Source organism: Pseudorhodoplanes sp. (genome assembly GCA_032027085.1).
Classification (GTDB): Bacteria; Pseudomonadota; Alphaproteobacteria; order Rhizobiales; family Xanthobacteraceae; genus Pseudorhodoplanes.
This window is the reverse complement of record JAVSMS010000001.1, coordinates 3,328,314-3,348,507: the sequence shown is the minus strand read 5'-3', so window position 1 is coordinate 3,348,507 and position 20,194 is coordinate 3,328,314. Positions and strand designations below refer to the sequence as shown.

Annotated in this window: 20 protein-coding genes and 1 tRNA gene; 10 read left to right on the top strand and 11 right to left on the bottom strand. The window is 62.1% G+C overall.

The genetic code is table 11. The features are described 5' to 3' along the window. Positions 1-200 precede the first annotated feature (200 nt). Both RO009_16175 and RO009_16170 read left to right on the top strand, forming a co-directional pair. Positions 201-857, top strand: a complete 657-nt coding sequence (locus RO009_16175) for an NYN domain-containing protein (GenBank protein MDT3686570.1) — start codon at positions 201-203, stop codon at positions 855-857. After that, positions 832-1,536: a uracil-DNA glycosylase gene (locus RO009_16170; GenBank protein MDT3686569.1), complete on the top strand. Its 705-nt coding sequence runs from the start codon at positions 832-834 to the stop codon at positions 1,534-1,536. Before RO009_16175 ends, RO009_16170 begins: the two co-directional genes overlap by 26 nt. Here RO009_16170 and RO009_16165 read toward each other — a convergent pair. Then, a complete protein-coding gene (locus RO009_16165) occupies positions 1,518-2,090 on the bottom strand; it encodes a peroxiredoxin (GenBank protein MDT3686568.1) in 573 nt (190 codons plus the stop codon). The two genes, RO009_16170 and RO009_16165, sit on opposite strands and share 19 nt — an antisense overlap. 215 nt (positions 2,091-2,305) lie before the next feature. Next, positions 2,306-2,602 (bottom strand): helix-turn-helix transcriptional regulator, encoded by a 297-nt coding sequence (locus RO009_16160; GenBank protein ID MDT3686567.1) that lies wholly within the window; start codon positions 2,600-2,602, stop codon positions 2,306-2,308. Between the two features lie 175 nt (positions 2,603-2,777). On the opposite strand from RO009_16160, the gene RO009_16155 reads away from it, so the two are divergent. From RO009_16155 to RO009_16145, 3 genes are all read left to right on the top strand, one after another. Further along, positions 2,778-3,953, top strand: coding sequence for a site-specific integrase (locus RO009_16155; GenBank protein ID MDT3686566.1), 1,176 nt, complete (start codon positions 2,778-2,780; stop codon positions 3,951-3,953). A gap of 336 nt (positions 3,954-4,289) precedes the next feature. Further along, on the top strand, positions 4,290-5,624 hold the full coding sequence (locus RO009_16150; protein MDT3686565.1) for a porin: 1,335 nt from the start codon (positions 4,290-4,292) through the stop codon (positions 5,622-5,624). Between the two features lie 399 nt (positions 5,625-6,023). Then, positions 6,024-6,521, top strand: a complete 498-nt coding sequence (locus RO009_16145) for a superoxide dismutase family protein (GenBank protein MDT3686564.1) — start codon at positions 6,024-6,026, stop codon at positions 6,519-6,521. 117 nt (positions 6,522-6,638) lie between these two features. Here the strand turns inward: RO009_16145 and smpB are convergent, their stop codons facing one another. Continuing rightward, the gene (gene smpB / locus RO009_16140) at positions 6,639-7,112 is read right to left on the bottom strand and encodes an SsrA-binding protein SmpB (protein MDT3686563.1); all 474 of its coding nucleotides are present in this window, start codon (positions 7,110-7,112) and stop codon (positions 6,639-6,641) included. Between the two features lie 118 nt (positions 7,113-7,230). Beyond that, positions 7,231-8,124, bottom strand: coding sequence for a 4-hydroxy-tetrahydrodipicolinate synthase (dapA, locus tag RO009_16135; protein MDT3686562.1), 894 nt, complete (start codon positions 8,122-8,124; stop codon positions 7,231-7,233). A gap of 346 nt (positions 8,125-8,470) precedes the next feature. Between dapA and RO009_16130 the strand changes: the two genes are divergently transcribed. The 3 genes from RO009_16130 to RO009_16120 all read left to right on the top strand — a co-directional run bounded on the left by RO009_16130 (position 8,471) and on the right by RO009_16120 (position 12,260). Next, positions 8,471-10,732 carry a lytic transglycosylase domain-containing protein gene (locus tag RO009_16130; protein MDT3686561.1) on the top strand — a complete coding sequence of 754 codons (2,262 nt, stop codon included), beginning with the start codon at positions 8,471-8,473 and terminating at the stop codon, positions 10,730-10,732. A gap of 125 nt (positions 10,733-10,857) precedes the next feature. Beyond that, entirely contained in the window at positions 10,858-11,190 is a 333-nt protein-coding gene (locus tag RO009_16125; GenBank protein MDT3686560.1) for a GIY-YIG nuclease family protein, read from the top strand. 182 nt (positions 11,191-11,372) lie between these two features. Beyond that, the gene (locus RO009_16120) at positions 11,373-12,260 is read left to right on the top strand and encodes an alpha/beta hydrolase (GenBank protein ID MDT3686559.1); all 888 of its coding nucleotides are present in this window, start codon (positions 11,373-11,375) and stop codon (positions 12,258-12,260) included. Positions 12,261-12,591: 331 nt separating this feature from the next. Here the strand turns inward: RO009_16120 and RO009_16115 are convergent, their stop codons facing one another. Beyond that, the gene (locus tag RO009_16115) at positions 12,592-14,031 is read right to left on the bottom strand and encodes a porin (GenBank protein MDT3686558.1); all 1,440 of its coding nucleotides are present in this window, start codon (positions 14,029-14,031) and stop codon (positions 12,592-12,594) included. Positions 14,032-14,323: 292 nt separating this feature from the next. Between RO009_16115 and RO009_16110 the strand changes: the two genes are divergently transcribed. Further along, positions 14,324-14,677, top strand: coding sequence for a hypothetical protein (locus tag RO009_16110; GenBank protein MDT3686557.1), 354 nt, complete (start codon positions 14,324-14,326; stop codon positions 14,675-14,677). 16 nt (positions 14,678-14,693) lie between these two features. Here RO009_16110 and RO009_16105 read toward each other — a convergent pair. The 3 genes from RO009_16105 to RO009_16095 form a co-directional block, all read right to left on the bottom strand. Further along, positions 14,694-14,786 (bottom strand) — tRNA-Ser (locus RO009_16105). Between the two features lie 103 nt (positions 14,787-14,889). Next, a complete protein-coding gene (locus RO009_16100) occupies positions 14,890-15,159 on the bottom strand; it encodes a sel1 repeat family protein (GenBank protein ID MDT3686556.1) in 270 nt (89 codons plus the stop codon). A gap of 350 nt (positions 15,160-15,509) precedes the next feature. Further along, complete coding sequence (locus RO009_16095) at positions 15,510-16,364, bottom strand: glutathione S-transferase N-terminal domain-containing protein (protein ID MDT3686555.1); 855 nt, start codon at positions 16,362-16,364, stop codon at positions 15,510-15,512. Positions 16,365-16,594: 230 nt separating this feature from the next. On the opposite strand from RO009_16095, the gene RO009_16090 reads away from it, so the two are divergent. Beyond that, a complete protein-coding gene (locus RO009_16090; protein ID MDT3686554.1) occupies positions 16,595-16,942 on the top strand; it encodes a hypothetical protein in 348 nt (115 codons plus the stop codon). Positions 16,943-17,537: 595 nt separating this feature from the next. Here RO009_16090 and RO009_16085 read toward each other — a convergent pair. The 3 genes from RO009_16085 to RO009_16075 all read right to left on the bottom strand — a co-directional run bounded on the left by RO009_16085 (position 17,538) and on the right by RO009_16075 (position 19,996). Then, the gene (locus tag RO009_16085; protein MDT3686553.1) at positions 17,538-17,864 is read right to left on the bottom strand and encodes a hypothetical protein; all 327 of its coding nucleotides are present in this window, start codon (positions 17,862-17,864) and stop codon (positions 17,538-17,540) included. Positions 17,865-18,073: 209 nt separating this feature from the next. Then, complete coding sequence (gene gatB / locus RO009_16080) at positions 18,074-19,543, bottom strand: Asp-tRNA(Asn)/Glu-tRNA(Gln) amidotransferase subunit GatB (protein MDT3686552.1); 1,470 nt, start codon at positions 19,541-19,543, stop codon at positions 18,074-18,076. Between the two features lie 168 nt (positions 19,544-19,711). Then, positions 19,712-19,996, bottom strand: coding sequence for a hypothetical protein (locus tag RO009_16075; protein ID MDT3686551.1), 285 nt, complete (start codon positions 19,994-19,996; stop codon positions 19,712-19,714). Positions 19,997-20,194 lie beyond the last annotated feature (198 nt).

The following is a 20,194-nucleotide window of genomic DNA, read 5'->3' as shown; positions in this document are numbered from 1 at the left end:
ATTGCCGACGAATAAAGCATGACTAATTTGTAATTAGACCAGGATTTCTTTGTTCGATCGGCCATTCTGGGCGCCCAGGAAAGGCTCCGGAAAGACCCCCGGGCCGCCAGATGAATTCATGGTCCCTCATGTGAATTTCGACCACGAATAGCGTTAGACCACGCCTCCAGCCGAGGCCAACAACAAGGACAAGCGGACGGATGTCCAGACAAAACGACAAGATAGTTCTCTTCATTGACGGCGCCAATCTCTATGCCACCGCGCGTTCGCTCGGCTTCGACATCGATTACAAACGGCTGCTCAAGGAGTTTCAGGCGCGCGGAAATCTCTTGCGGGCGTTCTATTATACGGCGGTGATTGAGGATCAGGAATATTCGTCGATCCGGCCGCTGATCGACTGGCTCGATTACAACGGCTATTCAGTCGTCACAAAGGCCACCAAGGAATTTGTCGACCAGACCGGCCGCCGCAAGGTCAAGGGCAACATGGACATCGAACTGGCGGTCGACGCCATGGAGCTGGCCGGCTCGATCGATCACATGGTGCTGTTTTCCGGCGACGGCGATTTTCGATCGCTGGTGGAAGCGGTGCAGCGCCGCGGCGTGCGGGTGACGGTCGTGTCGACCATTGCCACGCAGCCGCCGATGGTCGCCGACGAACTGCGCCGTCAGGCCGACGAATTCGTCGACATCGTGCAACTCCAGACCAAGATCGGCCGCGATCCGGCGGAGCGGCCCGCTCGCGAGCCGCGCGAAGGCCGGGAGCCGCGCTCACATACCCCGCAATTTTTGCAGCGCGGCGCGCCGCAACGTGCCAATGTCGGCGCCGATGGTGACGACGACGACTTCGAGGACTGAAAATCCGACGCTGATCCGCGACAGCGGCAAGCCAGGGCGTGACTGTCCCCTCTGCCCCCGCCTTGTGTCCTTCCGTACCGCCTTGCGTCAGCGCGAGCCGGGCTGGTTCAACGCGCCGGTGGCCTCGTTCGGCCCCTTGGAGGCCCGCTTGCTGATCGTCGGGCTGGCGCCGGGGCTGCAGGGCGCCAACCGGACCGGCCGCCCTTTCACCGGCGACTATGCCGGCGACCTCCTCTATTCCACGTTGATTGAATTCGGCTTCGCCAGCGGGCAATTTCTCGCCCGCCCCGACGACACGCTGACCATGGTCGACGCGCGCATCACCAACGGCGTGCGTTGCGTCCCGCCCGAGAACAAGCCGACGCCGCTGGAAATCAACACTTGCCGAACATTCCTCCAGGCGACGATTGCGGAAATGACGAATCTCCGTGCCATCATCGCACTCGGCAAGATCGCACATGACACCGTGGTGCGCGCGCTGGACACGAAATTGTCGGCGGCCCCGTTTGGACATGGTAACACGACCGCAATCGGGCCGGTGACACTCTTCGACAGCTATCACTGCTCGCGCTACAATACGAATACCGGCGTGCTGACGCCCGAGATGTTTCGCGCCGTGTTTCGCGCCGTGCGCGACACTCTGGATAAATCAGAAAAAAGTCAGCGTCGCTCGGCCTGAAGCCAGGCAATCACCTCTTCCGCGTTCTTGTCGGGCGGAAAGACGGGATAGAAGACATGCGTGATCGTCCCGTCATCGATCACCAGCGCCATGCGCTTGATCAGCGTCATGCCGTCGACCTCGAAGGTCGGCAGATCAAGCGCCTTCGCAAATTTCAGCTCTGCATCTGACAACAGCGGAAACGGCAGATGCAGCCGATCCGCCGCCTCACGCTGATAGGCGGTGTCCTGCGTCGACAAGCCGTAGAGGTGCGTGACGCCGAGCGCGGTCAGTTCGGCGAAGTGATCGCGAAAGGCGCAGGATTGCGGCGTGCAGCCGCGCGCTCCGGGGATGGCATCCCAGCCGGTCGGCAAGGCCTGACCGGGAACGCCGGTACGCGGGTAGATGTAGACCACGGCGCGGCCCGGCAGCCAGGCCAGGCTGACCCTTGTGCCGTCGGTCGACGGCAGCGCGATGTCGGGAAGCTTAGTGCCCACGACATGGCGCGTTGCGCCGTCATCGACCGGGATCGGAAGTTCGTCCGGCAGCATTGTGGGGTCGTGCGGCGTCGGCATGGGTGTTCGTGCAGGAATGCGGCGCGCATTGTACCCGATTGCGAAGCCAACGGAAGCAGCCAACGAGATGCGATCGGGATTAAAACCGTTGCGGCGAACGCTGCGGGACTCCCTGTCCCTAAGATGGGCTCGGGGGCAATCGCATGTGGCTCAGCGGCGCGGCAAAACTCAGGTTACCCCCGTCGGGGGGAGGTAACCGAAATTCATCCGGCCCTTCACTTGAGCACCAGCATCCGGAATCCGCCCTCCTTGATCGGCTCGAAGACAATCCCCTCGTCGCGAAACGCCGTTTCGATCGCCACGGCGGTTGAACGCCGGACATCGACATCGGCTTTTTCCAGCCGGTTGATCGAGCGTTGGGTGATGCCCACGCGCATGCCCAGCTCGGCTTGACTCCAGCCAAGCACGGCGCGCGCTGCTCTCACTTTCGAGGCGAATTCGCGACGCTCGAAAAGCGCCGCGTTGGGACCAGGTACGACCAATAGCTTACGTCGTCGGTTGTCGCCGATCATCAGCCCTCCAATCCAGAATGTCACTTTCTATGACGAACCGATCATTTTTTATGATGGAAAAAACGTCGCATGCGACAATTGCGTCATCACATAGGACATGATTCCGCTGATGCCTTGACCCTCGAATGTCATCTGATGTGACATCTGTGTCCTCACAGACGTTGTTCGCGTAGGCATGCCCAAAGCCGCACTCACTAAATCCTTCGTTGCAAATGCCGCGTGCACACCCGGCCGGCCCAAGGTCGACTATTTCGATATCGATCAGCGGGGGTTCATGCTGGAAGTGCGGGCGTCGGGCGGCAAAACCTTCTATCAGCGCTACACCGACGAGCGCGGGCGCGAGCGCCAGTACAAGATCGGCCCCGCCGACGCGCTGACGGTCGAGCAGGCGCGGCGCAAGGCGCGTGTCGTGCTGGCGCAGGCGCTGCTCGGGGACGATCCGCAGGAGAAGCGCAAGGAATTGCGCGCGATTCCGACGCTGACGGAGCTCGTGCGCGACCGCTACATGCCGCACGTCAAGTCCTACAAGCGGAGCTGGTGCACCGACGAAACGGTGCTGCGTATCCACATCCTGCCGGTCCTCGGCGCGCTGCATGTCGACGAGATCACCGGCACCGCGATCGCCAATCTGCTGCAGGCTATGCGCGACAGGGGCTACGCCACCGGCACCACCAACCGCGTGCTGATCCTGCTGCGCTACATCTTCAATCTCGCGCGCAAGTGGAAGATTCCCGGCGTGCGCGAAAATCCGACCTTCGGCCTGAGCACCGCGCCGGACGTGCAGCGCGACCGGTTTCTGACGCCGGAGGAAACGCAACGCCTGATCGCGTCGATCAATGTCGACGAGAACAAGGTCGCCGCACAGGCCATCTTGCTGCTGCTGCTCACCGGCGCGCGTCGCAACGAGATCACGCACGCCAAGTGGGACTATGTCGACTGGGTCAAGCGAACGTTGCTGGTGCCGATTTCCAAGACCGGCCGGCCGCGCTCCATCGCTCTGAACGGACAGGCGCTGGCGCTTCTGCGTTCGATCACGCCCATTCCGGGTAACCCATATATCTTCCCCTCGCCCGTCACCGGCCGGCCGAGCGCGTCGCTGCATTTCCCCTGGGCGCGCATTCGCGAACGCGCTTTGCTTGATGACGTGCGGCTGCACGATCTGCGCCACTCGTTCGCGAGCTTCCTCGTGAACCAGGGCGTGTCGCTTTACGTCGTGCAGGGATTGCTGGGCCACACCCAGCCGCGCACCACCCAGCGCTACGCGCATCTGGCGCAGGACACGCTGCTCGAAGCCGCGGAAGTGGTTGGACGCGTCGTGATCCGTTCGGAAGCGCCAAGCCAGGCGGTGTAAGACTTCCTTCTTCTTTCTCGCAGAAACTTTGACCGCGCCGCGCGCATTGCCCATGCGCGTGGTGCGCGCGTTTGTTTGTGCGCGCGTCTGCGCTTGCGCGGTTCGACCTAGGCTATACCCAGCGCGACGATCCTGAGCGGCACGGCCCGATGCACCGCGCATCGTCGCCGGATGGCGCAAGATCGCGTTGCGCGGCCCGGCCGTGCGCGGCGAACCACCTAGCCGGTCCCCCGCCCGGGCGACGGCAAAACGATGCTCTGCGTCTTTCCGTCGGACAATGCGGCGCTGATTCCGCTCGAGAATTTTCCAAAGAAAAAGCGCTAACCAGTTGAATACGTGAAGGTTTGCTCCCTGTACGGCGCGGGCTTCTACTACATCCCGGGCACCGATACCTGCATCAAGCTCGGCGGCTTCCTGCGCGTCGACATCGGCCACAATCAGGCCGGGTCGCTGGCGACTTATACGTCGGGTGCAGATGCCCAGTATGACCGTGGCACGAACACCCATCGCACGCGCACGCGCGCTGCGCTGTCGGCTGACGTGCGCACCCAGACCGAATACGGCACGCTGCGCTCCTATCTGCGCGGTGGCTGGCAGTGGTCGACGAACGACACGATCACGTCGAACAACAACATCACGTATTTCGACCGTGGCTTCATCCAGTTTGCCGGCTTCACCTTCGGCAAGACCGAATCGTTCTTCGACTTCTATCCGGTGCCGGTCTATTCGTTCCAGACCCAGGCGTTTGAAGGCTCCTCGGGCGGCGTCGGTATCAACGTCTATGCCTATACCGCCCAGTTCGGCAACGGCGTGTCGGCGACACTCTCGTTCGAAGATCAGAGCTTCCGCAGCCTGTCGGTTGTTGACCTCTCGCAAGGTGTACCTTTCACCTATAACGCTGCTAACGCGACCGACCGAACCGGTCAGGACGTCCTGGACATCGTGGCCAATATCCGCGTCGACCAGGCCTGGGGTTCGGCGCAGATCATGGGTGCGCTGCACGAGAATGCCGCGCGCTACTACGCGGCAAACCAGAATCTCGGCCATCCTGACTCCGAATGGGGCTGGGCGGCTGGCGCCGGCATCACCCTGAAGATGCCGTGGGATGCCAGGGACACCCTGTCCTTGCAGGGCGTCTATTGTGAAGGCGCGGCCGGTTACTGCGTGAATCCGGGTCGTGCGGCCACTGCAGGCACCAGCGGTTGGTCGGGTCTGGCGTTCGGCTGGAAGCAGGATGCTGGCACCATCGGTGGCGCATGGGCGGACGATGCCTATTTCAATACCGGCACCAGTCTCGAACTGTCGCAGGCCTTCAGCCTGGCGGGCGCTTTCCAGCACTACTGGACCCCGTCGCTGCGTACTTCGATTTACGCTCAGTATGCCAACTACGAGGCCAACAGCACGCAGGTTGACACTGTGATTTGCGCCGCCCGTGCTCTCTCGGCTGGTTGCGCCGACTGGTCGGCCTATCAGATCGGCTCCCGCACTCTGTGGAATCCGGTTGCCAATCTCGACGTCGGCGTGGACATCATGTACACGCACCTCGACAGCGCTCTGATCGGTTCGTCGCAGAATGACGCTCCGAACGGTGGTGCGGCCTTCCTGCGCCCCTTCGCCGATGGCGATGTGTGGTCGGGCCTGCTGCGCGTGCAGCGCAACTTCTGGCCGTGATCGTCTGATCAAGGTCTGAGTTACAAGATCCCCCGGTGGCGACGCCGGGGGATTTTCTTTTTGGATGTTGCTGACTGACGCTCTACGTGTCATTCCCCGCGAAAGCGGGGAATCCAGTAAACGAAGGCGGAAGTTATTTTGGCCAGGCCGGGGTTACTGGATCGCCCGCTTTCGCGGGCGATGACAAGCAATGCAGAACACCGCCTCAGCCGATCCAGCGTCGCTTCACGCCCATGTGAGCGGCCTGTCCGCCTGCCGGTAGGTGAAAGCCGTTACACTTGCGAGTTTCGCAGCGCGCGCGAAACCACGCCGTCGCAACCGGCTGGGAGCCAATTGGCATCGTTGCGCGTTGAATTTTGCAGCCAAAGGAGATTGCGCATGAAAACGGCATGGATCGGGATGGGCGCCGCGCTCACGCTTGTGGCCCCTGCGCTCGCGCAGGACGTGCAGACCTTTGAGGGGCAGGTCGTCGGCGCCAAGGGCGAGCCGATCGGCAAGATCGCCATCCGTAGCGGCAAGGAGGCGACCGTTGTGCGCATCACCATCAATGCCGGCGGCCTGACACCGGGCTGGCACGGGGTGCATTTTCATCAGGTGGGCGATTGTTCGGATGTCGGCAAGTTCCAGCTCTCGAAGGGCCATGTGAACCATGACGACGACAAGCACGGCCTGCTCAATCCGGACGGGCCGGACGACGGCGATCTGCCCAACATCTTCGCCAATGCGGACGGGTCGGTGAATGCCGAGGTCTCGACGGAAGAGGTGCGTCTGGATGGCAAGAACGCCCTGCGCGACAGGGACGGGTCGGCGCTTGTCATCCATGCCAGCGAGGATGACCACACCAGCCAGCCGATCGGCAATGCCGGCGCGCGCGTGGGCTGCGTTGTGATCAAGTAGGAGTGTGCGCGCGCCTCTCCTTTCGTCATTCCCCGCGAAAGCGGGGAATCCAGTAATCACTGAAACTGTTGTGTTTACTGGATCGCCCGCTTTCGCGGGCGATGACAATTGGATATCTCACCCCTTCATCCGCATCAGCCGGCCGCGCTCGCGTTCCCAACTTCGCTTTTTCATCGTCTCGCGCTTGTCGTGCAGCTTCTTGCCGCGCGCGAGCGCGATCTCGATCTTGGCGCGGCCCTTCGGATTGAAATAGAGCTTCAGCGGCACGATAGTCATTCCCTCGCGCTCGACCGCGCCGATCAGCTTGTTGATCTGGCGCTTGTGCAGCAGCAATTTGCGCGGCCGTTTTGGCGCATGGTTGAAGCGGCCAGCCTGCAGATATTCCGGGATATTGGCGTTGATCAGCCACAGCTCGCCGCCGCGGGAATCGGCGTAGGATTCCCCGATCGTCGCCTTGCCGGCGCGCAGCGACTTCATCTCGCTGCCGGTGAGCGCGACGCCGGCCTCAATGGTCTCGCCGATCTCGTAATTGAAACGCGCCTTGCGATTGTCGGCGACGACTTTCAGCTTGGCTTCGGTTTTGGCGGCCATCGCCACCTCTCATTTGTCATCGCCCGCGAAAGCGGGCGATCCAGTAAACACAAGGGTGTCAGTGACTACTGGATGCTCCGCTTTCGCGGAGCATGACAAAGGATAGGCACACATTTGCTTAATTCAGCAGCCCCGCATGCACCATCGCCTTCTTGATGGCGTTGCGGGCAACATCGGTGACCGGCAACAGCGGCGAACGCACTTCCTCGTTGCCGCGCCCGAGCAGCGTGAGCCCGCATTTGGCGCCGGCAAGGCCCGGCTCGATGAAGATCGCATGATGCAGCGGCACCAGCCGGTCCTGGATTTTCAGCGCCTGCGGATAATCGTTGGCAAGCGTCGCCTCCTGCAATTGCGTGCAGAGCGCAGGCGCAACGTTCGACACCACCGAGATGCAGCCCTGACCGCCGGCGGCGTTGAAGGCGAGCGCTGTCATGTCCTCGCCGGAGAGCTGGATAAAGTCCGGCCCCATCGCCTCGCGCTGCAGCGACACCCGCGCCAGATTGCCCGTCGCGTCCTTCACGCCGGCGATGTTCTTGAGTTCATAGAGCCGCTTCATGGTGTCAACCGACATGTCGACCACCGAGCGCGGCGGGATGTTGTAGATGATGATCGGAATGCCGATGGCGTCGTTCACCGCCTTGAAATGCACATACAGGCCTTCCTGCGTCGGCTTGTTGTAATAGGGCGTCACCACCAGCACGGCGTCGGCGCCGGCCTTTTCGGCATGCCGGGCGAGTTCGATTGCTTCGCTCGTCGCATTCGATCCAGCCCCGGCGATCACCGGCACCCGGCCGCGCGCCTGATCGACGCACCACTCGACCACCTTTTTGTGCTCGTCATGGGAGAGCGTGGGGCTTTCGCCGGTCGTGCCCACGGGCACAAGGCCGCGCGTGCCCTCGGCGATCTGCCATTCCACGAGATCCCGGAACGCTTTCTCGTCGAGCGCGCCGTTCCTGAAGGGCGTGACGAGTGCGGTGAACGAGCCCCGAAAGCGTGCGCCGTTGGCGGCCATGACTAACCCCGGTCTTGATGCGGTTTCTTGATGCGGTTGCTAGTGCCGCTTTCGATTTGAAGTTCCCGAGCTGAGCTTGCTGCAAGCGGCGCAGGAACTCCCAATCGGAAGCACTCCGCCATTGTTAGCGGTTCGGTCCCGGCGTTGAAAGCGAATGTTGCTGATCGAACAGATCACCCCGGGTGGTGAGATGACACCCCATTCCCGCCGCTTTCCGGTGCCAATGAGGCCGCGGACAGGGGATTCGCCCGGGCATGGTTGGCGATCCTTTACGATTTTCAGGACAATGGAATTGCGCCCGAATCGGGCCGAGAACGCGGCCGTTGGGCGAGGATCGGGGTTCACATTGCATCGCAAGCTGATCGGGCATCTGTTGGCCGCGACCGCGCTGGCTGTCCTTGGCTCGCCGGCGCTGGCGGCGCCCAGAGCTGAGCCTCAGGCGGCCGCCAAGCCTCTGCCCAAACCCGCGCCCAAACAGGCCGCGCCCAAAGCGAAAGCTGCGCCTCCTAGGCAAATCGCCGCGACCGTGCCGATGCCGCGGCCACGCCCGGCGGCCGCAGCCACTGTGACGGTTGCAAGCGCCATGCCTCCCGCTTTCGCGCCGACGCCAATCCAGCCCCCGCCCGCAGCCTTTGCGCAACCGCCGGTGCGGCACGCGGCCGTGACCCCGCCGAAACAGTCCCCGCTGGCGCCGACCGCGGCCACATCGCCGGCCGACCTCGCCGCGGTGAAGCAGGCGATCGATCTCGTGCGCAAGGGCAAGAATTCGGCGGCAACCGAGGTCATGCGCTCGGTCGGCGATCCGGTGGCGCGCAAGGTCATCGAATGGGCGGTGCTGCGCGCAGAAGACGATGATTTCAATTTTGAACGCTACGCCGCCTTCATCGCCACCAATCCCGGTTGGCCGAGCGTGATGCAGTTCCGCCGTAAGGCGGAAGCGGCGCTCTGGCAGAACCCTTCCAGCGACGCACAGGTCCGCAATTTCTTCGCCGCGCAGAAGCCGGTCTCCGCCAAGGGCAAGCTGGCTCTGGCGCGAACCGCGCTGGCACAGGGTGACCGGGCCCTGGCGCAGCAGCTGGTGCGCGACACGTGGCGCAATGACTCCTTCTCCGCGGACGTGGAGAAACGCGCGCTCGACGCCTTCGGCGCGCTGCTTTCAGCGGGCGATCACAAGGCGCGGCTGGACAATCTTCTCTATGCCGAGGACATGGACGACGCGATGCGCGCGGCGCAGCGGCTCGGCGCCTCGCAGGTGGCGCTGGCAAAGGCGCGCGCGGCTGTGGCGAAGAAGGCGTCAAACGCAAAGGCGCTGCTTGATGCCGTCCCGCGGGATGCGCGCAACGACGCGGCCTTCATCTTCACCATGGCGCAATGGCTACGCCGCAACGACAAGATCGCGGAAGCCGCGCAATGGATGTTGAAGGCACCGACGTCGCCCGCCGCCATCCATGACCTGGAAGAATGGTGGACCGAGCGGAGACTGCTGGCGCGCAAGCTGCTCGACATCGGCGAGCCGCAGGCTGCTTTCCGTATTTCCGCCGCTGCAGCGTTACCTGAGAAGGAGCATCCACGGGTTGAGGCTCTGTTCACAAGTGGCTGGATTGCCTTGCGTTTTCTGAACAACCCGGCGGCGGCCATGCCCTATTTTGCGAAGATCATGCAGGGCGCCGAGCATCCCGCCTCGATCTCGCGCTCCCATTACTGGCAGGGCCGCGCCGCGGAAACGATGGGGCGCCGGGACGAGGCACGCCGCCACTACGAGCGGGGTGCGCAATATCCGACCGCCTATTACGGCCAGCTTGCGCGCGCCAGGCTCGGTCCTGGGGAAATCAGGATGCCGCCGCCGCCGCATGCGGCGCCGAACGGCGCGCGGCTCGAAATCGTGCGCGCGATCGAAATTCTCTACGCGATCGACGAGCGCGATCTCGTGGTCTCGGCGGTGGCCGATCTCGCCGACAAGACCACCGACATCGCGGCGCTGGCGGCGGTCGCGGCGCTGACCGAGAAGAACAAGGACCCGCGCGCCATGGTGCTGCTCGGCCGCACCGCGGTCGGGCGCGGCCTGCCGTTCGAGGCCTATGCCTACCCGATTGCCGGGCTGCCGCGCTACAATCCGGTGGGACCGCAGGTCGAGCCGCATATCGCCTACGCGATCGCGCGCCAGGAAAGCGGTTTCAATCCGCGTGCGGTGTCGAGCGCCAATGCGCTGGGGCTGATGCAGGTGACGCCGGCCGCCGGCAAATATATCGCGAAGAAGAACGGCATCTCCTTCGACCAGAAGCGGCTGCTCAACGATCCGGTTTACAACGTCCAGATGGGCGCGGCCGAATTGGGGGACGTCATTGAGGCCTATCGCGGCTCCTACATCCTCGCCTTTGTCGCCTACAATGCGGGCCGCGGCCGCGTGCGCGAATGGAGCGAACGCTACGGTGACCCGCGCGACCCGAAAGTCGATCCGGTCGACTGGGTGGAGCGCATTCCCTTCTCCGAGACGCGCAATTACGTGCAGCGGGTCATGGAGAACATGCAGATCTATCGCGTGCGCTTCGGCGGCTCGCCCAGGCTGATGATCGAAGCCGATCTGCGGCGGGGGATGAGCGGGAATTGAGTCTTTCTTGTCATTCCCCGCGCAAGCGGGGAATCCAGTAAACGCAGGCCGCGCCCTGTTTTCGCAGACCGGGGTTACTGGATCGCCCGCTTGCGCGGGCGAAGACGGCGGGACAGACTACGCGCATGCGCGGGCGTAGAAATTTTTACGTCTATATCCTTGCGAGTCGCATCGGCGGCACTCTCTATATCGGCGTGACCAGCGACCTCATCAAACGCGTCGTCGAACACAAGTCGAAGGCCGTTGGCGGCTTTACCGCACGATACGACGTGTGCCGACTGGTCTATTTCGAGCAGTTCGATGATGCGTACAGCGCCATTCAGCGGGAAAAACGTCTCAAGAAGTGGAATCGCGCCTGGAAGATTCAATTGATTGAAGAGAACAATCCCAACTGGATCGACCTTTATCCCGCGGTCGCCGGCACTCCGGGTACTGGATGCCCGCTTTCGCGGGCATGACACGGGCATGACAGAAGATGACGTGCTGTCGGCTTGACCTTTCCTTCGTCATTCCCCGCGAAAGCGGGGAATCCAGTAAACGCGGATTTGAGCGAATTTTGCCGGACCGGGGTTACTGGATCATCCGCTTTCGCGGATGATGACAACGGAGAGGCAAGCGAGCGATGACAAGCGGAGGGTACGTGAGCAATGGCGAATCGGTTTTCCTCTCCGCCCCCGATGGCCTGAAGCTGCATGCGCGTGTCTGGGGCGCGCAGCACTGCGACAGTGTCCCGGTCGTCTGCCTGCCGGGCCTGTCGCGCAATACGGCGGATTTCGACGGTTTGGCCATTACGCTTGCGCACGATGCCATACGGCCGCGCCGGGTGCTGGCGCTCGACTATCGCGGGCGCGGCGCCTCCGACTACGATCGCGATCCGCAGAACTACAATCTTGCGGTCGAGCTCGCCGATGTCATCGCCGCCGTGACCGCACTTGACGCCATCCCCGCGGTCTATGTCGGCACCTCGCGCGGCGGCATCCTCACCATGCTGCTGGCGGCGGCGCGGCCGACGCTGATCGCCGGCGCCGTGCTGAACGACATCGGCCCGGTGATCGAGCCGGGCGGGCTGATGCGGATCAAGAGCTATGTCGGCAAGCTGCCTGAACCGCGGTCATTCGACGAAGGCGCGGACATTCTGCGGCGGCTCTTCAGCGCGCAGTTTCCGCGATTGACGGCGGAGGAGTGGCTCGAGGCGGCGCGCCAGACCTGGCGGCGGGCGAATGGGCGCCTCGTGCTGACCTATGACGCGCGCCTGCGCGAGACGCTGAAGGCCGTCGATCCTGAGCAGCCGCCGCCCGCCATGTGGAACCAGTTCGATGCGCTGGCGGGCATCCCGCTGATGGCGATCCGCGGCGCCAATTCGGACATCCTGAGCGCGCAGACGCTGCAGATGATGAAGGCGCGGCGAAAGGACCTGCAGACGATCGAGGTCGCCGATCAGGGGCATCCGCCGCTGCTCAGGGGCGACCTTGTGGCGTCGATCTCCGACTTCGTCAGGCGGTGCGGCAGCTTAGTTGCCTTCCTCTAAAAGAGAGGCAAGCCATTTTGGGTCTCGCGCTTCGCGACGGCAGCTCACAGCGAGGGCTGGTAGCAAAATACCTAAATTTTGTGAATTAATTGCGGCGGAGCGTCGCAAGCGGCCGGAATAGACCGGGTTGCGGGTTTTTTTTGTTCCTTTCTGGCCGGCATTATGCCGGACCTTCGTGTCCGTTCTCATGACATTGGCCCCGGTGGCCGATCCGTCTAGGTAAAGAGGTTCAGGCTTCAGACATTGCATGACGTCACTCGGCTGGTCCCATAAAGAAAATCCCCCGGCGTCGCCACCGGGGGATCTTGTAACTCAGACCTTGATCAGACGATCACGGCCAGAAGTTGCGCTGCACGCGCAGCAGGCCCGACCATACGTCGCCATCAGCGAAGGGACGTAAGGCGGGCGTACCACCGTTCGGATTGTCAAGTTGCGACGAACCGATCAGAGCGCTGTCGAGGTGAGTGTACATGATGTCCACGCCGACATCGAGATTGGCAACCGGATTCCACAGAGTGCGGGAGCCGATCTGATAGGCCGACCAGTCGGCGCAACCAGCCGAGAGAGCACGGGCGGCGCAAATCACAGTGTCAACCTGCGTGCTGTTGGCCTCGTAGTTGGCATACTGAGCGTAAATCGAAGTACGCAGCGACGGGGTCCAGTAGTGCTGGAAAGCGCCCGCCAGGCTGAAGGCCTGCGACAGTTCGAGACTGGTGCCGGTATTGAAATAGGCATCGTCCGCCCATGCGCCACCGATGGTGCCAGCATCCTGCTTCCAGCCGAACGCCAGACCCGACCAACCGCTGGTGCCTGCAGTGGCCGCACGACCCGGATTCACGCAGTAACCGGCCGCGCCTTCACAATAGACGCCCTGCAAGGACAGGGTGTCCCTGGCATCCCACGGCATCTTCAGGGTGATGCCGGCGCCAGCCGCCCAGCCCCATTCGGAGTCAGGATGGCCGAGATTCTGGTTTGCCGCGTAGTAGCGCGCGGCATTCTCGTGCAGCGCACCCATGATCTGCGCCGAACCCCAGGCCTGGTCGACGCGGATATTGGCCACGATGTCCAGGACGTCCTGACCGGTTCGGTCGGTCGCGTTAGCAGCGTTATAGGTGAAAGGTACACCTTGCGAGAGGTCAACAACCGACAGGCTGCGGAAGCTCTGATCTTCGAACGAGAGTGTCGCCGACACGCCGTTGCCGAACTGGGCGGTATAGGCATAGACGTTGATACCGACGCCGCCCGAGGAGCCTTCAAACGCCTGGGTCTGGAACGAATAGACCGGCACCGGATAGAAGTCGAAGAACGATTCGGTCTTGCCGAAGGTGAAGCCGGCAAACTGGATGAAGCCACGGTCGAAATACGTGATGTTGTTGTTCGACGTGATCGTGTCGTTCGTCGACCACTGCCAGCCACCGCGCAGATAGGAGCGCAGCGTGCCGTATTCGGTCTGGGTGCGCACGTCAGCCGACAGCGCAGCGCGCGTGCGCGTGCGATGGGTGTTCGTGCCACGGTCATACTGGGCATCTGCACCCGACGTATAAGTCGCCAGCGACCCGGCCTGATTGTGGCCGATGTCGACGCGCAGGAAGCCGCCGAGCTTGATGCAGGTATCGGTGCCCGGGATGTAGTAGAAGCCCGCGCCGTACAGGGAGCAAACCTTCACGTATTCGACCGCTTTGGCCTTAACGGGAAGATCGGCAGCCTGCGCTCCCGCAACAGCGAACAAACCTGCCGCCGAGCCGAGGAGAAGGCTTTTCACCATCTTCATGTTGAACCTCCAAGTTTGACTTTAGGGAGGGTTGGGCCTCTGCCGGGTGTTGCCACCCTTGAAGTTCCGTTGCCCCCGCGAACCACTTGGCTTTCTCTTTGGAAATTCCCCCGAGAGAGAAAACCAAGCGGGACGACTTGGGAGATGCCCCCCTCCGTCGCTCAGCCACATTAGCCAAGGCCAATTAGCGTGCAATGAAGAAACGCCTCGTACACAGGCACTTGGCACTGTTTTCAGGTGGCTGTTGCACAAATGGCACTCAGATTAAGAGGGCGGAAACTTGTGCCCGGCGATGATGACGGGCGGTCGATTGGGCGATTTTACTTCAGTTTTTCAACAGGTTGTCGGAATTCAGGAAACCTGGTGCCAGTTTGACACCGCATGGCGCAGGATTTTACCTCCCCTGCCGGCAGCGGTTTTCCGGGGCGATCCCATCCCGTGCGGCGTCCGTTTTGGGGACAGAAACGGCAGTTTCGGAGAATCACCGGGCATTGCCGTCTTGACTATCGAACAAGCTCTGGTGGGGACCCAGATGGCGACAAGTCGCCCGGAACTGCCGCTCCACCTGATAGGCAAGCTCAGATGGGATGCGACCTTCGATTCCGAAGGCGAACAAGCGCGGCTCGCAGCGGACTATCCGGCGTAGCGCGCAGGATGGAGAATGGCGGAGACGGAGGGATTCGAACCCTCGATACGCCTTGAGAGCGTATAACGGTTTAGCAAACCGCCGCCTTCAGCCACTCGGCCACGTCTCCGTCATCACGGGATATGCCGGAGAGAGCCCGGCGACGCAAGCAGACAACAATGAACAGGCGCCGCCGGTTTCCGACGCTTGTCACAGTTTCGCCTGGGTGCGCCTCAATGCGACCTCAGCCAGGCGCGGGCTTCGCGCAAGGCCGCAGCGATTTCCGCGGGCGACATGTTGGCGGCGATCTCCTGGCGCTGCTGGGCGGCGTGCTTGTTGCCCTTCAGCGCGGCGATGTTGAAGTACTTGTGCGCCACGACGAGATCGGCGGGAACCGCGTTGCCGACGGCGTAGCGAATGCCGAGATCATAAAAGGCATCCGCGGTCAGCGTCCCCTGCCCCAGTGTCGCCGGCTCGAGGCCGGACATTTCAAAACGTGCCATGACAATCCCCTGTCGATCCGCCTTTTGCGGCGGTTTGCATTTGCTGTCCGGCATCCCCACCGGACACGCAGATCATTCGGGGAAAATTTGAATGGCAGTTTAAGCGTTGCAGTGAATCGAATCTCAACGCGTCGGGCCGGCGCCGCGCCTCGCGGCATCAGAAAATGCCAGAAAACAAAGGGAATTCTGCATTCCGGAGACGCACGGTTACCAATCGGCGACCCCCCTCATTATCCCGGCGATAACCTTCGCGCACGTCCGCCGCGGAGACAGGGTAACGTATACGCTGCAGATCAGCCGGCGCTGGCCCGCCGTCTGCCGCGGTGACAGCGTAGCGCACACGTTGCAGATCAGCCGGCCCTGGCCCGCTGTTTGAACAAGAGCTCCTGCACCTTCGGATCTTTCATGTCGACCTTGCTCGCCTCTTCCACGCGCAAGCTCATGCCGCGCTTCACTGCCGGCCGCGCGAGAATGGTGTCGAGCCAGCGTTTCAGATGCGGAAATTCTGAAAAGTCCTGTCCCTGCCGCTCGTAGCGCGAGGCCCAGCCGACGCAGGCGATGTCGGCGATGGAATATTTGCCGGCGAGGAACGGCCGGTCCTTCAGGCGGGTATTCATGACGCCATAGAGGCGATTGCATTCATTGGTGTAGCGCTCGATGGCATAGGGAATCTGCTCGGGCGCATAGAGACGGAAGTGATGCGCCTGCCCCGCCATCGGGCCGAGCCCGCCCATCTGCCAGAACAGCCATTGATCGACCTCGACGCGGCCGCGCTCATCCTTCGGATAGAATTTGCCGGTCTTGCGCCCAAGATATTGCAGGATGGCGCCAGACTCGAAGACCGAGATCGGCCTCCCGCCCGGACCATCCGGATCCACGATCGCCGGCATGCGGTTATTCGGTGAGATCTTCAGAAATTCGGGCTTGAACTGATCGCCGACGGAAATGTTGACCGGCTTCATGACATAGGGAAGCCCGCACTCCTCCAGCATGATGGAAATCTTCCAGCCGTTCGGCGTCGGCCAGTAATAGAGTTCGATCGGGCGCTGGCGCGGCCTGGCTTTGGCGGCGCGCACTTTCGCGGTCTTTGGTCGGGCGCCGGCCCGCTTCGCAACCGCTTTCGATTTCGCCGCCGACCTCCGCTTTGCCTTCGTCTGCACACGCGCCATGTCATGCTCCGGGATGAAAATTCGGGTCCCGATCACCTAGAATGCGCCTCCCCGTTTCGCAACCAGTGCGGCCGATTTGAAGGTCCTGCACACTTGCGGCGTGCTCAGGTCTCGTACTTCAAATCGAAAGCGGCGCTGATTGCTGCGACGTATCACGAGCTTTGCACTAGCGCGCCTGTGGCGGGCGGCCGGCAAAACGCGTATCGTTTCGCGAGCGGCCGCACGAGACGTGCTGCATCACATCGGCCGCGTGAGGGAGTGAACCGATGTCAACGAAAGTCATTCTGGCCGCCGTCGCGGCGGCCGCATTTGTCGTTTCAGGACCAATCAATTCCGCATTCGCGCAGACGCCCGCGGCCAAGGTAGAGACCGAGAAGGCGGCGCAGAAGATGTCAAAGGCAGAAGCCCGCAAGGCCGCCGCCGCGGAAAGAAAGGCCAAGCTCGAGGAAAGAAAGGCGCAGGGGAAAGCCGCGCGCAAGGCGGCGCATGAGCGGCAGAAGGCGTGCGGCGCCGAATGGAAGAAGGCCAAGGCCGACGGCAAGGTCGAAAAGGGGATGACCTGGTCGAAATATTACAGCGCCTGCAACAAGCGGCTCAAAGAGAAGGCCGCATAAGCGGCCTGAACAATCCCGGGCGATCATCGCCCCGCTTAAAAGACCGAGGGCGTCGGAGAGACTAAACGTCTGTCTCGCCGACGCCCTCCGTCGTCACGTTAAGCCGGCAAAGCCTCGCACGAGCGCATCGCGCTGAATGACCTTGCCGGCCTATATGACGTGGCCGAAAACGATGCGACTATTTCCGCTTCGCGGCTTTGCGCTTCGTCTTCTTCGCGGTCTTCTTGGCCGCGGCCTTCGCCTTCCTACGTTTCGCCATTGTGCCCTCCAGTTAAGAGATGGCGCTATCGAATAAGTGCAGTCGCGAATCGACGTGCACTCCATTTCGATTACTACAGAATGCAAAAAACAGCGACTCCACTTAACGAAACGTGTACGCGCGCAAGCGCTTGCGCGCCGTTGGCGCGGCCGACGGCGCACAAGATCGCATCGTCTCGCATGCGAGCAAGCTGCTTGCTCCGACATTCGCCGCATCATGCGCGGAATCGCAAATAAGCTTGAAAATAAAGGCCAAGTTCAGCTTGAAGAATCCGCACAGTCGGCTGATTCAAATATCCTCGCGTACGCATTGCAGCCGTTTCAGCGGCTTACGTTGTCAAGATCGGATCGCAAAGGGGCGCCAAAAAAAAATTTTGGAAAGCGCCGGCAAAATCGGATGCGCCAACGCTGAATCGGTCAAAAACGAGCGAATCGGGTGCAAGCGATTCGCAACGATCGGCACAAAAGGTGCCGCTTCATCCGTTCCGTTTGCACGTGCGCGGCTCTCCGACCCCTCCCTTGCTCGAAACAATCGTTGCTGACGATACTGATATTGCTCTTCGCATCCGCGAACGACGCGGTTCGATGTGCTGAGCAGCGAGAGTTGCGGTTCATCCACTGCTTCGGACGTCGCTATGGTTAATCCGCCGCGCAAATCTTGCACGCTTGATCCCGATGAGAGCGACAAACCGGCGCCCTTCCACCTTTGAGATGATGTCGGCGCTCGATTTGCTTTCGTCCGCAAGCCCATCCTGTGCGCGCGACGTTCGATCTGCAAGTCACTGACAGATTTGCAAAATATTCGCGGGCACGCTGCTTGCGTTTTTCGCAAGGCCTCGCGTTGCGTGCGACATACCCGAATGAACGGACGGACTAAAGGCCGAGCTTCTTCTTCAGCAGGTCGTTGACGGCCTGCGGGTTTGCCTTGCCGCTCGTCGCCTTCATCACCTGCCCGACGAACCAGCCGACCGCTTTCGGGTTGGACTTCGCATCGGCGACCTTGCCCGGGTTCCCGGCAATGATCTCGTCCACCGCCTTCTCGATCGCGCCGAGATCGGTGACCTGCTTCATGCCGCGCTGTTCGACGATGGCGCGCGGGTCGCCACCCTCGGCCCAGACGATCTCGAACAGGTCCTTGGCGATCTTGCCGGAGATGGTGCCCTCGCCAATGAGGTCGAGGATGGTGCCAAGCTGGCTTGCGCTGACCGGCGAAGACGCGATCGACTTGCCGTCCTTGTTGAGACGGCCGGCAAGCTCATTGATGACCCAGTTGGCGGTGGCTTTCGCATCGCGCCCCCTTGCGGCCTCCTCGAAGAAGTCGGCGGTCTCGCGTTCCACGACCAGCACGCCGGCGTCGTAGGGCGTCAGTCCGTAGTCAGCGATGAAACGCGCCTTCTTCTCATCCGGAAGCTCGGGCAGGTTGGCCTTCAGCGCCTCCACATAGGCCTGATCGAATTCCAGCGGCAAGAGATCGGGGTCGGGGAAATAGCGATAGTCATGCGCCTCTTCCTTGCTGCGCATGGAACGGGTCTCGCCTTTGCCGGGGTCAAACAGCCGCGTCTCCTGATCGATCGTGCCGCCGTCCTCCAGGATGTCGATCTGGCGGCGCGCCTCATAGTCGATCGCCTGGCCGATGAAGCGGATCGAGTTGACATTCTTGATCTCGCACCTGGTGCCATACGGCGCGCCCGGCTTGCGGACCGAGACGTTGACGTCGGCGCGCAGTGAGCCCTCCTCCATATTGCCGTCGCAGGTGCCGAGATAGCGCAGGATGGTGCGCAGCTTCGACACATAGGCCTTGGCTTCTTCCGAGGAGCGCAGATCAGGCTTGGACACTATTTCCATCAGCGCCACGCCCGACCGGTTCAGATCGACGTACGACATCGTCGGGTGCTGGTCGTGCAGCGACTTGCCGGCATCCTGTTCAAGATGCAGGCGCTCGATCCCGACGGTGACGGTCTCGCCGTCGGGCATGTCGACCACGACCTCGCCCTCGCCCACGATCGGCGACTTGTACTGGCTGATCTGATAGCCCTGCGGCAGGTCCGGGTAGAAATAGTTCTTCCGGTCAAAAACAGATTTCAGATTGATCTGCGCCTTCAGACCGAGGCCGGAGCGGATGGCCTGCTTGACGCATTCCTCGTTGATCACCGGCAGCATGCCCGGCATCGCCGCATCGACTAGCGATACATGCGAATTCGGCTCGCCGCCGAATTCGGTCGAGGCGCCGGAAAAGAGCTTGGACTGCGACGTGACCTGGGCATGGATTTCCATGCCGATCACGACTTCCCAGTCGCCATCCGCTCCCCTGATGAGCTTGCTCGCCTTAGCCGGTGCGTTCATGTCCGATCCCGAAAAAGACCCGCTGCCCCTGTCCGGAAAGGGGGCACAGATTTCCGGCACAGCTATAGAACCTTCCCGGACCGGCCATCAAGGCGCGGAGGTTTCAGGGCTTGGTGGCATCCGGAAAGGACGGCGGCAATTGAATGGTGCGGCCGAACTCCTGCTGCATCATGTCGAAACTGTCGGCAAAGGCCACGTATTCGACCAGCCGGCGTTCCGGTAGCGATGGAAGGCGGCGACCTTGTAACGCATGACACGGCCGGTGGACCGCTGACGCAGTTTGCCATCGCGGATCACCGCCGCCTGGTCTCCCTCCACCACCACGACCAGTTCCAGGTCGTTGCCAAGCACTTCAACCAGTTCATCAATCTTTCGGGTCGCCGTCAGAACTTCGGTCTTGCGCAGAGCCTGTTGGAAAAAGGCAGGGCCTCCGGCGGGCAGAACATGCGCCACTCGATATCGTCGTCGAACAAATCAAAGATCGTGTCGCGCGCCGCTATCATAAGCCCCGTATGAGAGGCGCACCAGCCAGTGTATTTCCTCAACGGTCACTGCAATTTCCCCCGCGCCGCAAATTGATTCTGGCAGCAAGATCAATCTGACACGGAGAAAAATCGCTCGACAGACCGCTTTGAAGAGCGGTTGACGAGT